We start from the raw sequence: 12,162 nt of genomic DNA, 5'->3' as shown, positions 1-12,162 counted from the left end.
CCCGCGCCACGCTCCGCTGGGCCGCCCCCGCCGCCGCCCTCGCGCTCGCCTCGGCCATCGTGGTCGGCAGGGCCCTGCGCCGCCGCCGCTGAGCGCGTACCCCGTGCCGAGCGCGTACCCCGTGCCGAGCGCGTACACCGTAGGGTCGGGCCCGTGAGTACCGAAGACGTGACCCTGACCGCGGGCGACGCGGAAGTGACCGTGCAGCCGGGCAACGGCTGCCGCATCGGAAGCCTGCGCATCGACGGCGTCGAGCTGCTGAGGCAGGGGGAGCGGTACGGCAGCTTCCCGATGGTGCCGTGGTGCGGCCGGACCGAGAACGGACGGTTCCGCGACGGCGCGACCGTCCACCAGATGCCCCTGAACTCCCCGCCGCACGCCATCCACGGCTTCGCCCGCGACGCCCGCTGGCGCACGGCACGCACCTCGAAGACGGAGGCGGTCTTCACGTACGACCTCGCCGCCCCCTGGCCCTACCCCGGCCGCGTCACCCAGATCGTGGAGCTGACCGAGGAGGCCCTGACGCTGCGCCTCGGCATCGAGACGTACGGCGAGTCCTTCCCCGCGCAGGCCGGCTGGCACCCGTGGTTCAACCGCTCCCTGGACGGCGGCGGCGAGCCCGTACGGATCGACTTCACCCCCGCCTGGCAGGAGGAGCGCGGCGACGACCACCTGCCCACCGGCCGCCGCGTCGACCCGCGGCCCGGCCCCTGGGACGACTGCTTCGGCATGCCCGACGGCGTCGACGTGACGCTGACCTGGCCCGGGCGGCTCGCGGTGCACGTCACCAGCCGCGAGCAGTGGGTCGTCGTCTACGACGAGCAGGAGGCGGCGGTGTGCGTGGAGCCGCAGACCGGGCCGCCCAACGGCCTCAACACCGCGCCGCGCCTGGTCACACCGATCGAGCCGCTGGAGACGTCGACGACCTGGACCTGGACGCGGCTTTAAGCTGACAGGCATGAATGACGACGTACGTGGCGCTCTGCTCCAGCAGATCAAGGACAAGGCCGTGGTGCACGGCAAGGTGACCCTCTCCTCGGGTCTCGAAGCCGACTACTACATCGATCTGCGCCGCATCACCCTCGACGGCGAGGCCGCCCCCCTGGTCGGCCAGGTGCTGCTCGACCTCACCGCCGACCTCGACTTCGACGCGGTGGGCGGCCTGACCATGGGCGCCGACCCGGTCGCCGGCGCGATGCTGCACGCGTCCGCCGCGCGCGGCAAGCGCCTGGACGCCTTCGTGGTCCGCAAGGCCGCCAAGGCGCACGGCATGCAGCGCCGCGTCGAGGGCCCGGACATCAAGGGACGCCGCGTGCTCGTCGTCGAGGACACCTCCACCACCGGCGGCTCGCCGCTCACCGCCGTCGAGGCCGTCCGTGAGGCGGGCGCCGAGGTCGTCGGCGTCGCCACCATCGTCGACCGCGCCACCGGCGCGGGCGAGAAGATCACCGAGGGCGCGGGCGTGCCGTACCTCTTCGCGTACTCGAAGGACGACCTCGGACTGGACTGACGGCAGCGCCCGGCCCGGCGGCCGAGTCTGGAAAGATGGGGGCGACGATGTCGTCGCCCCCAGGTCAGGGTCAAGCAGCACAGCACCCCTACCCGCACATCACAAGGAGCGGACACATGCCCATCGCAACTCCCGAGGTCTACAACGAGATGCTCGACCGGGCGAAGGCAGGCAAGTTCGCCTACCCGGCCATCAACGTGACCTCCTCGCAGACCCTGCACGCCGCGCTGCGCGGTTTCGCGGAGGCCGAGAGCGACGGCATCATCCAGATCTCCACCGGTGGCGCGGAGTTCCTGGGCGGCCAGTACAGCAAGGACATGGTGACCGGCGCGGTCGCGCTCGCCGAGTTCGCGCACATCGTCGCCGCGAAGTACGACGTGACGATCGCGCTCCACACCGACCACTGCCCGAAGGACAAGCTCGACGGCTATGTCCGCCCGCTGCTCGACGTCTCCGCCGAGCGCGTCAAGGCCGGCCGGAACCCGCTCTTCCAGTCGCACATGTGGGACGGCTCCGCCGAGACCCTTGCCGACAACCTGGCCATCGGCCAGGAGCTGCTCGCGAAGGCCGCCGCCGCGAAGATCATCCTTGAGGTCGAGATCACCCCGACCGGTGGCGAGGAGGACGGCGTCACCCACGAGATCAACGACGAGCTGTACACGACCGTCGACGACGCGCTGCGCACCGCCGAGGCGCTGGGCCTCGGCGAGAAGGGCCGCTACCTCCTCGCCGCGTCCTTCGGCAACGTCCACGGCGTCTACAAGCCGGGCAACGTCGTCCTCCGTCCCGAGCTGCTCAAGGACCTCCAGGAGGGCGTGGGCGCCAAGTACGGCAAGCAGTCCCCGTTCGACTTCGTCTTCCACGGCGGCTCCGGCTCGACCGCCGAGGAGATCGCCACCGCGCTGGAGAACGGCGTCGTGAAGATGAACCTGGACACCGACACCCAGTACGCGTTCACGCGGCCCGTCGCGGACCACATGTTCAAGAACTACGACGGCGTCCTGAAGGTCGACGGCGAGGTCGGCTCGAAGAAGACGTACGACCCTCGCACCTGGGGCAAGCTCGCCGAGGCGGGCATGGCCAAGCGCGTCACCGAGGCGTGCGCGAACCTGCGCTCGACCGGTACGAAGCTGAAGTAACACCCCGCTTTGCATGGTTCAGGCCCCGGGTCGGGTGACCCGGGGCCTTCGCCGTGCCGCCATGGAGCAGACTGGGACCCATGGCCATTCACAAGGATCTGCTCGGGGGACCGCCCCCGACCCACCTGCCCGACGACCCGGAGCCGCGCGAGCTGCTCGCGAACGGCACGGCGCCCGCCGACGTCGCCGCCAAGTACCCCACGTCCTCGCTCGCCTGGGCGCAGCTCGCCGACGAGGCGTTCGAGCGGGGCAGCGTCGTCGAGTCGTACGCGTACGCCCGTACGGGCTACCACCGCGGCCTGGACGCCCTGCGCCGCAGCGGCTGGAAGGGCCACGGCCCGGTGCCGTGGGAGCACGAGCCGAACCGAGGCTTCCTGCGGGCGCTGCACGCGCTGGCGCGGGCGGCGCAGTCGATCGGCGAGCAGGAGGAGTACGAGCGCTGCGCGGGCTTCCTGCGGGACTCCTCGGAGACCGCAGCGAAGACGCTGGGCTGACCTTGGGCGGGCCCCCGGCGCTTGCGTCGCGGGCCCGCACTGCCGTCCCGTCGATCGCCCTCCGGGCTCGTCCTCAATCGCCGGACGGGCTCTTGTTCCCGTTGGAGCGCCCCGAAGGGGCGCGGGGAACTGCGCGACCAGCCACCGCGCGCCCGCAGGCGGCGGACTAGCGCAGCTCGCGCAGCGAGCGGGCGTCGTAGGGTGCCGCCTCGGCCAGGCGGCCAGTAACCGCTTTGTTGGCCCACGCGGGATCCGCGATAAGCGCCCGGCCCACCGCGATCACATCGAACTCGTCCCGCTCCATGCGGTCGAGCAGCAGGTCGATCCCCGTGGGCGCCGTCTCCTTGGCCCACCCCTGCGGCCCCACGAACTCCTTGTCGAGGCCGACCGAGCCCACGGAGAGCGTGGCCCTGCCGGTGAGCTTCTTGACCCAGCCCGCGAGGTTCAGGTCGCTGCCCTCGAACTCGGGAAGCCAGTAGCGCCGCGTAGAGGCGTGGAAGGCGTCGACGCCCGCCGCGGCCAGCGGGGCCAGCAGGGCCTCCAGCTCGGCGGGGCCCGCGGCCAGCTTCGCGTCGAACGCGTTCGCCTTCCACTGGGAGAGCCGGAAGATCACGGGGAAGGACGGCGAGACCGCCCCCCGCACCGCCTCGACGATCTCGCGGGCGAAGCGGGTACGGGACGCGAGGTCACCGCCGTAGCCGTCGGTGCGCCGGTTGGTGGTGCCCCAGAGGAACTGGTCGATCAAGTAGCCGTGCGCGCCGTGCAGTTCGACCCCGTCGAAGCCGATCCGCTCGGCGGCGGCCGCGCTGTCGGCGAAGGCGCCGATCACCGCGTCGATGTCGGCGCCGGTCATCGCGTGCCCCTTCGCCTCGCCGTCGAGGGAGAGGCCGGAGGGGCCCGCCGGGGGAGCCGAGGGGGTCGGACCCTGACCCTCGTCGCGGGTCGCGCCCACGTGCCAGAGCTGCGGGACGATCTTCCCGCCCGCCGCGTGCACGGCGTCGGCGACCTGCTGCCAGCCCGCGAGCGCCGCGTCGCCGTAGAAATGGGGGACGCGGTGGCTGCTGCCGGCCGAGGCGTGGTCGACGTAGGTGCCCTCGGTGACGATGAGGCCGACGCCGCCCGCCGCGCGCCGCGCGTAGTACTCGGCGACGTCCGCACCCGGCACGCCCCCGGGCGAGAACTCGCGGGTCATGGGGGCCATGGCAATGCGGTTGGGCAGGGTGAGGCCGTTGATGTCGAAGGGGCGGCCGAGGATGCGGGCGGCGCGTGAGGCGTCCGTGAACGCCTCAGTGCCCGCTCCCGTCACCACCGTCCCGGTGGCATCCGTGGCTCCCGTGGCTTCCTGCGTCGCTTCCGTGGCTTCCATGCGGCCCTCCTGGGCTCTTGGTGCGAATGACGTCGTACGTGCCTGACAGCACTGTAAGCCGATTGCTCGTGTCTCCGTGCGGGCGGGTACCTTGAAGGACATGAACTGGCCAGCGACCGAGCGCCACCACCTGACGTCCGCGCCCGGCGGCCTCGCCCTCGTCCAGGAACTCCTGAACACCGCGCCCGCCTGCCGCCCGGGCCCCGCCGCCCTGCCCGACCTGCTGGCCGACGGCGCCCTCGGCGCCGCCCAGGAGTGGGCCGACGGGGCGGTGCGCGGCTGGGCCCGCGAGACGGGCAGGCCCGACGTGCACCTCGTCCTGGCCGACGAGGACCTGCCGAAGCTGCGCTGCCTGCGCGACCAGGTGCGGCGTGCGCTCGCCGCGGGGGACCGGAGCGGGGCCGCGGTGCGCTTCACCTCCGCGCCCGTCGTCGTCGGGCTCGCGGGCGACGGCACGCTGACCGTGGAGCCGGAGGGCGCGGGCGCGCGCTGGCTGGCCTCCGCCGTGCTCGCCGAGGCGCTGCTCGCCCAGGCCTCGGGCGTTTGGCGGCGCCTGAAGATCTGCCGCAACCCCGCCTGCGCCACCGCGTTCTACGACCGCTCCCGCAACAACAGCGGCGTCTGGCACTCGGTGCGGGGCTGCGGGAACGCCGCCCACCTGCGGGCCTGCCGGGAGCGGCGCCGCGTGCAAGAGGGCGCCGCCGACAGCAGCGTAGAGCTTTAGGTGCGTTTTCCGAACGGGTGTGCCTTGCCGTTTCGGGGAAAGTTGCAGAAGATTCCGGTGGGGACCGGGGCCCCCGTGCCGGTAACGGCAGGGGCGGACCGCTACCCGGAGTACGTACGAGGAGACAGCGATGTCCCCACAGGCGCATGAGACGCCCACCGAGGCACGTGAGACGCCCATCGAGGCGCAGGAGACCTCCCCCGAGGCGCACGAGACCTCCCCCGAGGCGCACGAGGCCCCCAACCTCGACTTCGCCGGCACCACCCCGTACGAGGACTACGTCCAGGCGGACGTCCTCACCCACCTCCAGCAGCTGCGCTCGGACGACCCCGGCGAGATGGTCTTCCTGGTCACCACCCAGGTCATGGAGTTGTGGTTCACCGTCATCGTCCACGAGTGGGAGACCGCCGCGCGGGCCCTGCGCCGCGACGACATCCCGGTCGCCGTGGCCGCGCTCAAGCGCAGCATCCGCGAGCTGGAGGCCCTGAACCACTCCTGGACGCCGCTCGCCGGACTGACCCCGGCGCAGTTCAACTCCTACCGCAGCGCGCTCGGCGAGGGCTCCGGGTTCCAGTCCGCGATGTACCGCCGCATGGAGTTCCTGCTCGGCGACAAGTCGGCGTCCATGCTGGTCCCGCACCGGGGCGCGCCGCGTGTTTACGCGGAGCTGGAGAAGGCGCTGCACGAGCCGAGCCTGTACGACGAGGTGCTCAGGCTGCTCTCCCGGCGCGGGTACGCGATCCCGGCCGAGGTCATGGAGCGCGACCTGTCGAAGAAGTACGAGCCGTCGCCCGAGGTCGAGGCGGTCTGGGCCGAGCTGTACTCGGGCGACGAGAGCGGCGAACTGGCCCGCCTCGGCGAGACGTTGACGGACGTGGCCGAGCTGGTCTGGCGCTGGCGCAACGACCACCTGGTCGCCACGCGCCGCGCGATGGGCTCCAAGACGGGCACGGGCGGCTCGGCGGGCGTGGCCTGGCTGGAGAAGCGGGCGACGAAGAACGTGTTCCCCGAGCTGTGGACGGCGAGGAGTTATGTCTGACCGAGCCGTCTCCGCCCGCCTGCGCGACGAGGCGCGGTCGCTGGACGCCGCCGACGAACTGCGCGCCAAGCGCGCGGAGTTCGTCCTGGACGACACCGTCTACCTGGACGGCAACTCCCTGGGCGCCCTGCCCGCGCAAGTGCCGGGCCGCGTCGCGGACGTCATCGCCCGCCAGTGGGGCGAGCTGCGCATCCGCTCCTGGGACGAGAGCGGCTGGTGGGCCGCGCCCGAGCGGATCGGCGACCGCATCGCCCCGCTCGTCGGCGCCGCCCCGGGCCAGATCGTCGTCGGCGACTCGACGAGCGTGAACGTCTTCAAGGCGCTGGTGGGTGCCGTACGCCTGGCGCGCGGCGAGGAGGGCGGCCACCCGGGCGCGGGTGCTTCCGGGGGCGCCGGTCACCCGGGCGAGGGGCGCGACGAGATCATCGTTGACGCCACGACCTTCCCCACGGACGGGTACATCGCCCAGTCCGCGGCCCGCCTCACCGGCTGCCGTCTGACCCCGCTCGCCCCGGCCGACGTACCCGCAGCCGTCAGCTCCCGCACGGCGGCCGTGCTGCTCAACCACGCCGACTACCGCACGGGACGCCTGCACGACCTGCCGAGCCTCACGGCGGCCGTGCGCGCGGCGGGCGCCCTCGCCGTCTGGGACCTGTGCCACACGGCGGGCGCCCTGCCCGTCGGCCTGGACGCGCACGGCGTGGACCTCGCGGTCGGCTGCACGTACAAGTACCTGAACGGCGGCCCCGGTTCGCCCGCGTACCTCTATGTGCGCGAGGAGCACCAGGCGCGCTTCGACTCGCCGCTGCCCGGCTGGACCTCACACGTCGAGCCCTTCGGCATGCGCCCCGAATTCGAGGCGGCGCAAGGGGTCACGCGCGGTCGCGTCGGCACGCCCGACATCCTCTCGATGCTCGCCCTGGAAGCGGCCCTCGACGTCTGGGACGGCGTCGCGGTCGAGGCGGTGCGGGCCAAGTCGCTCGCCCTGACCGACTTCTTCCTGCGGTGCGTGGCGGCGTACGTACCGAAGGGGCGGGTGGAGTCGATCACCCCGGAGGCGCACGCCGAGCGCGGCAGCCAGGTCGCGCTGCGCTGCGAGGGTGCGGGGGACGTCATGAAGCGCCTGATCGAGCGGGGTGTGGTCGGTGACTTCCGCGCGCCGGACGTACTGCGCTTCGGGTTCACCCCGCTGTACGTCTCCTTCGCCGACGCCGAGCGGGCCGCGCGCGTCCTCGCGGAGACCCTGGACGCGTGATGCCCGCGCGTACGTGGGACTGATAGCGTCCGGCGGATCTTGGTCCCGTTCCTCCGCACTCCGGAGGGACGGGACGGACCCGCCAGCCGCACTGCCGTTGAGAGGTTGCCGCATGCCGGACGACGCCGCCGTGGCCCGCGATGCCGCCGAGGCCGAAGCCGCCTTCTCGCATCCCCCCGTGGAGCCGGACGCCACCGCCGCCTACGGCGACCACCCGGACCAGGTCATCGACTTCTACGCGCCCCGAGGCGACACGGCCCGCCCCGCGCCGCTGGTCGTCGCCCTGCACGGCGGGGCCTGGCGCGCGCCCTACGACCGCCGGCACCTCACGCCGTTCGTGGACTTCCTCGCCCGCCGGGGCTTCGCGGTCGCCAACGTGGAGTACCGCAGGGGCAGCCCCATCCCCGCCCAGGGCGGGACGGCACCGGTGGCCGGGCGCTGGCCGGAGACCTTCGACGACGTGGCCGCCGCCTTCGACGCGCTGCCCTCGCTCGTACGGACCGCCCTGCCGGCGGCCGACCCGCGCCGCACGGTCGTCACCGGCCACTCGGCCGGTGGCCACCTCGCGCTGTGGGCGTCGGCACGGCACCTGCTGCCCGCCGACGCGCCCTGGCGCACCGAGCGCCCGGCCCCGCTGCGCGGCGTCGTCGCGCTCGCCCCGATCGCGGACCTCAAGGTCGCCGAGGCGCTGGAGGTCTGTGGCGGGGCGTCGGCCCAACTCCTCGGCGGGCAGGGCAAGTTCGACGAGCGGCTGCCGTACGCCGACCCGGCCGCGTTGCTCCCGACGGGCATCGCCACGACCGTCGTGCAGGGCCGCGAGGACATCGTGGTGCCGCAACCCGTCGCCGAGGCGTACGCCGACGCGGCGGCCAGGGCGGGCGAGGTCGTGGGCCTGACCCTCCTTGAGGACGTCGGGCACTTCCCGCTGATCGACCCGGCGGCGGACGCGTGCGCGGTGGTCGCGGAGGAGATCGCGCAGCTGGCGTTCTGACTCGGGGCGACGGCCCAGAGCCGTAGGGGCTTCCCCCAGGGGACGCGGGTAGTACCTGCGACGGACCCCTCAGGACCCGCCCTGGTGCGGACGCCCCGGGCCCGCCGCCCCCGTACCGTCGTATCCGTGACCGAGACGACGACCGAGCAGTTCAAGGCCAGTGGCCGGCGGAGCCCCGAGTACCACCTCGTGAAGGATGTCCTCGGCGGCATGCGCGAGGAACTGTTCCACGACGCCTTCGCCTACCGCCCGCTGGCGCCGAGGACCGCGGACGGCTGGTTCAGCAGGCACCTCCCGCGGCGGATACGCGGGTACGCGGACTGGAACAGGCACGCCCTGGTGGTGGCTGCGGCCCTGTTCACCGTGATCCTCGCCTACCAGGTGGGCCTGGGCGGTGACGAGGGCGTGTACCTGGTGACGGGGGGCGTGTCGGCGTTCGCCGTCCTGATGACCCTGGTCAGGCCGGTGGGCGCCTGGTGGATCTCGCTGGGCTCCGCCCCCTTCACGGGAGCGCTCGGCAACAGCTGGGACGGCCTGCCGTGGACGCCGCCCGCGTTCTTCGCGCACATCGTGGTGATGGTCGTGGTGGCGTTGCGGACCCGCCCGCGCGCCGCCGTGTGGATGTGGCTCGTCACGGCGGTGTACTCGCTGGGCGCCGAGGTCCTGATGCGGACCTCCAGCCCGAACACCCCGCAGATGCTCTTCGCCTCGGCGCTCGCGCTGCTCGTCACCACGGTGGTGCACGTGCGCCGCGAGGCCCAGCGCGAGGTCACCGTGCAGCGCACCGTCACCGCCATCGAGCGCGACAAGCGCACGCTCCTGGAGGAGCGCACCACGATCGCCCGCGAGTTGCACGACGTGGTCGCGCACCACATGTCGGTGGTCGCCATCCAGGCCGAGGCCGCGCCCTACCGCGTGCAGAACCCGCCGCCCGAGCTGGAGCAGGCGTTCGTGACGATCCGCGAGAACGCGGTGGCCGCGCTGACCGAGCTGCGCCGCGTCCTCGGCGTCGTACGGGCGGAGGACTACGAGGCGCCGGACGCCCCGCAGCCGACCCTCGCCGACCTCGACCGCCTCCTGGACAACGTCCGGGACGCGGGCCTGACCGTCGACAAGGTGATCACCGGGGCGGTGCGGGAACTGCCGCAGGGCGTCGAGCTGTCGGCGTACCGCATCGTGCAGGAGGCGCTCAGCAACAGCCTGCGCCACGCGCCGGGCGCCCCGGCCCGCGTGGAGGTCGGCTACGTACTCGGCGGCCTCGGCCTGCGCGTCGTGAACGGCCCGGCGACCGGCCTGGTCAAGCCCTCCCCGGGCGCGGGCCACGGCATCACCGGCATGCGCGAGCGCGTCACGATGCTGGACGGCGAGATGACGGCGGAGGCGACACCCGAGGGCGGCTACGAGGTCACGGTCTTCCTCCCGGTACCGCTCGTCGACCGGACCGCCACCGGCCCGGCGGGGGAGGACCGGGCATGACGATCCGCGTGCTGATCGCGGACGACCAGATGATGGTCCGCGAGGGTTTCTCCGTACTCCTCAACGCCATGCCCGACATCGAGGTCGTCGGCGAGGCGGTGAACGGCCGCGAGGCGATCGAACGCGTCCGCGACCTCACCCCCGACGTCGTCCTGATGGACATCCGCATGCCCGAGCTGAACGGCATCGAGGCGACCCGCGAGATCATCGCGTCCGAGGGCACGTCGAAGGTGCTCGTCCTGACCACGTTCGACCTCGACGAGTACGTGTACCAGGCGCTGCGGGCGGGCGCCTCCGGCTTTCTCCTCAAGGACGCCTCGGCCCGCCAGCTCGCGGAAGGCGTAAGGGTGGTGGCCTCCGGCGAGGCACTGCTGGCCCCCACGGTGACGCGCCGCCTGATCACGGAGTTCTCCAAGCTGGCGGAGGCCCCGCGGCTCTCGGCGGCGGCCAGGGCCCAGCAGTACGGCGAACTCACCGAGCGCGAGACGGAGGTCCTGGTGCTCATCGCGCAGGGCCTGTCGAACGCGGAGATCGCCTCGCGCCTTGTGGTGGCCGAGTCCACGATCAAGACGCACGTCAGCAGGGTCCTGGTGAAACTGGGCCTGCGCGACCGCACGCAGGCGGCGGTCTTCGCGTACGAGGCGAGACTGGTGACACCGGGATAGGGGCGCCCCGAGGGCTGCCGCCCTGAGGGTTGGCGCCCCGCTCTCTTGCGCCCCGAGGAATGGCGCCCCGATAGGGGCGCGGGGAACTGCGCGACAAGCCCCCACACACCCGCAGGCTATTCCGCAAACCCAACAGCACCCCATACCGTCCCGCCATGAACAAAGCAGCCCACCCCTTCACCCCCGAGGCCGCAGACTTCCTGGCGAACCCCTATCCCACCTACGCCCACCTCCGAACAACCGGCCGAGCCCACTACAACCCGCAGACGGACCAGTGGCTGATCCCGCACCACGCGGACGTCTCGGCCCTGCTGAGAGACCGCCGCGTGGGCCGCACCTACCGACACCGCTTCACCCACGAGGAGTTCGGCCGCACACCCCCACCCCCCGAGCAGGAGCCGTTCCACACCCTCAACGACAACGGCATGCTCGACCTGGAGCCCCCCACGCACACCCGCATCCGCCGCCTGGTCGCCAAGGCCTTCACCCCGCGCACGGTCGAGCGACTGCGTACGTACGTGGAAGAGCTGGCGGACGCCCTCGTACGCGACCTCGTGGCGGACGGCGGCGGCGACCTCGCCGCGAGGGTCGCCGAGCCCCTGCCCGTCGCGGTCATCGCGCAGATGCTCGGCATCCCGGAGAGCGACCGCCCGCTCCTGCGCCCCTGGTCGGCGGCGATCTGCGGAATGTACGAGCTGAACCCGACCGAGGAGACGGCGGCCCGCGCGGTACGGGCGTCGGTCGAATTCACCGCGTACCTAAGCGACTTGATCTCGACGCGACGCGAAAACCCGGGCGACGACCTGATCTCAGCCCTGATCGCCGCATACGAGGACGGCCAGTCACACGGCCAGTCACTCACCGAACAGGAGATGATCTCGACCTGCGTACTGCTCCTGAACGCGGGACACGAGGCGACCGTCAACGCCACGGTCAACGGCTGGTACGCACTGTTCCGCCACCCCGCCCAACTCGCCGCCCTGCGCGCGGATCCGGCCCGGCTGATCCCCACGGCCGTCGAGGAGCTGATGCGCTACGACACCCCGCTCCAGCTCTTCGAACGCTGGGTCCTCGACGACATCGAGATCGACGGCGTGACGATCCCGCGCGGCGCCGAGCTGGCGCTCCTCTTCGGCTCCGCCAACCACGACCCGGCGGTCTTCACCCGCCCCGCCGAACTGGACATCGCCCGCCGCGACAACCCTCACATCTCCTTCAGCGCGGGCATCCACTACTGCATCGGCGCTCCCCTGGCCCGTATCGAACTCGCCGCTTCCATGGGGGCGTTGCTGCGCCGGGCCCCGGGGATGCGGCTCGCCGCCGAACCCCGGCGCAAGCCGAACTTCGTGATCCGGGGCCTTGAGGAACTGCCCGTCGAAATGTGACACGCCCCGCCCCCTCAGCCGATCACATCCCTGCGCCGCAGCCCCGCGAGCCCCCCGGCCGTCAAGGCCACCGCCAGCAGCGTGAGCGTGACCAGCGGCGGCCAGGACACCTCGGCGC

The 12,162-nt window shown here is 72.6% G+C and carries 12 protein-coding genes; 11 read left to right on the top strand and 1 reads right to left on the bottom strand.

The genetic code is table 11. The annotated features are described in order from the left end of the window. Positions 1-153: 153 nt before the first annotated feature. From GKQ77_RS17895 to GKQ77_RS17880, 4 genes are all read left to right on the top strand, one after another. Positions 154-948: an aldose epimerase family protein gene (locus GKQ77_RS17895; RefSeq protein ID WP_219689793.1), complete on the top strand. Its 795-nt coding sequence runs from the start codon at positions 154-156 to the stop codon at positions 946-948. A 10-nt stretch (positions 949-958) separates the two neighbouring features. After that, on the top strand, positions 959-1,510 hold the full coding sequence (pyrE, locus tag GKQ77_RS17890; protein WP_219689791.1) for an orotate phosphoribosyltransferase: 552 nt from the start codon (positions 959-961) through the stop codon (positions 1,508-1,510). Positions 1,511-1,626: 116 nt separating this feature from the next. Continuing rightward, entirely contained in the window at positions 1,627-2,649 is a 1,023-nt protein-coding gene (gene fbaA, locus GKQ77_RS17885; protein WP_205040202.1) for a class II fructose-bisphosphate aldolase, read from the top strand. An 80-nt stretch (positions 2,650-2,729) separates the two neighbouring features. Beyond that, on the top strand, positions 2,730-3,143 hold the full coding sequence (locus GKQ77_RS17880) for a DUF3151 domain-containing protein (protein WP_219689790.1): 414 nt from the start codon (positions 2,730-2,732) through the stop codon (positions 3,141-3,143). Positions 3,144-3,309: 166 nt separating this feature from the next. Here GKQ77_RS17880 and GKQ77_RS17875 read toward each other — a convergent pair whose 3' ends face one another. After that, positions 3,310-4,509 carry an NADH:flavin oxidoreductase gene (locus GKQ77_RS17875; protein ID WP_219689789.1) on the bottom strand — a complete coding sequence of 400 codons (1,200 nt, stop codon included), beginning with the start codon at positions 4,507-4,509 and terminating at the stop codon, positions 3,310-3,312. A 100-nt stretch (positions 4,510-4,609) separates the two neighbouring features. Between GKQ77_RS17875 and GKQ77_RS17870 the strand changes: the two genes are divergently transcribed. The 7 genes from GKQ77_RS17870 to GKQ77_RS17840 all read left to right on the top strand — a co-directional run bounded on the left by GKQ77_RS17870 (position 4,610) and on the right by GKQ77_RS17840 (position 12,044). After that, positions 4,610-5,233 (top strand): CGNR zinc finger domain-containing protein, encoded by a 624-nt coding sequence (locus GKQ77_RS17870; protein ID WP_219689788.1) that lies wholly within the window; start codon positions 4,610-4,612, stop codon positions 5,231-5,233. A 130-nt stretch (positions 5,234-5,363) separates the two neighbouring features. Continuing rightward, a complete protein-coding gene (locus tag GKQ77_RS17865) occupies positions 5,364-6,272 on the top strand; it encodes a tryptophan 2,3-dioxygenase family protein (protein ID WP_219689787.1) in 909 nt (302 codons plus the stop codon). Next, positions 6,265-7,527 carry a kynureninase gene (gene kynU, locus GKQ77_RS17860; protein WP_219689785.1) on the top strand — a complete coding sequence of 421 codons (1,263 nt, stop codon included), beginning with the start codon at positions 6,265-6,267 and terminating at the stop codon, positions 7,525-7,527. Before GKQ77_RS17865 ends, kynU begins: the two co-directional genes overlap by 8 nt. Before the next feature lie 112 nt (positions 7,528-7,639). Further along, positions 7,640-8,518: an alpha/beta hydrolase gene (locus tag GKQ77_RS17855; protein ID WP_219689783.1), complete on the top strand. Its 879-nt coding sequence runs from the start codon at positions 7,640-7,642 to the stop codon at positions 8,516-8,518. A 126-nt stretch (positions 8,519-8,644) separates the two neighbouring features. After that, positions 8,645-9,994, top strand: coding sequence for a histidine kinase (locus tag GKQ77_RS17850; RefSeq protein WP_372459908.1), 1,350 nt, complete (start codon positions 8,645-8,647; stop codon positions 9,992-9,994). Then, positions 9,991-10,659: a response regulator gene (locus GKQ77_RS17845; protein ID WP_219689782.1), complete on the top strand. Its 669-nt coding sequence runs from the start codon at positions 9,991-9,993 to the stop codon at positions 10,657-10,659. The genes GKQ77_RS17850 and GKQ77_RS17845 overlap by 4 nt, the downstream gene beginning before the upstream one ends. Before the next feature lie 155 nt (positions 10,660-10,814). Further along, positions 10,815-12,044 carry a cytochrome P450 gene (locus GKQ77_RS17840; protein ID WP_219689781.1) on the top strand — a complete coding sequence of 410 codons (1,230 nt, stop codon included), beginning with the start codon at positions 10,815-10,817 and terminating at the stop codon, positions 12,042-12,044. Positions 12,045-12,162: the final 118 nt, after the last annotated feature.

Origin of the sequence: Streptomyces anatolicus (assembly GCF_019400875.1) — a bacterium.
Taxonomy (GTDB): Bacteria; Actinomycetota; Actinomycetes; order Streptomycetales; family Streptomycetaceae; genus Streptomyces; species Streptomyces anatolicus.
The sequence above is the reverse complement of the archived record's forward strand: the minus strand, read 5'-3'. Positions and strand labels throughout refer to the sequence as shown.

Coding starts and splice junctions, on each gene's coding strand:
- GKQ77_RS17880 (WP_219689790.1), top strand. CDS start 2,730: ATGGCCATTCACAAGGATCTGCTCGGGGGACCGCCCCCGACCCACCTG.
- pyrE (WP_219689791.1), top strand. CDS start 959: ATGAATGACGACGTACGTGGCGCTCTGCTCCAGCAGATCAAGGACAAG.
- fbaA (WP_205040202.1), top strand. CDS start 1,627: ATGCCCATCGCAACTCCCGAGGTCTACAACGAGATGCTCGACCGGGCG.
- GKQ77_RS17875 (WP_219689789.1), bottom strand. CDS start 4,509: ATGGAAGCCACGGAAGCGACGCAGGAAGCCACGGGAGCCACGGATGCC.
- GKQ77_RS17855 (WP_219689783.1), top strand. CDS start 7,640: ATGCCGGACGACGCCGCCGTGGCCCGCGATGCCGCCGAGGCCGAAGCC.
- GKQ77_RS17865 (WP_219689787.1), top strand. CDS start 5,364: ATGTCCCCACAGGCGCATGAGACGCCCACCGAGGCACGTGAGACGCCC.
- GKQ77_RS17840 (WP_219689781.1), top strand. CDS start 10,815: ATGAACAAAGCAGCCCACCCCTTCACCCCCGAGGCCGCAGACTTCCTG.
- kynU (WP_219689785.1), top strand. CDS start 6,265: ATGTCTGACCGAGCCGTCTCCGCCCGCCTGCGCGACGAGGCGCGGTCG.
- GKQ77_RS17870 (WP_219689788.1), top strand. CDS start 4,610: ATGAACTGGCCAGCGACCGAGCGCCACCACCTGACGTCCGCGCCCGGC.
- GKQ77_RS17845 (WP_219689782.1), top strand. CDS start 9,991: ATGACGATCCGCGTGCTGATCGCGGACGACCAGATGATGGTCCGCGAG.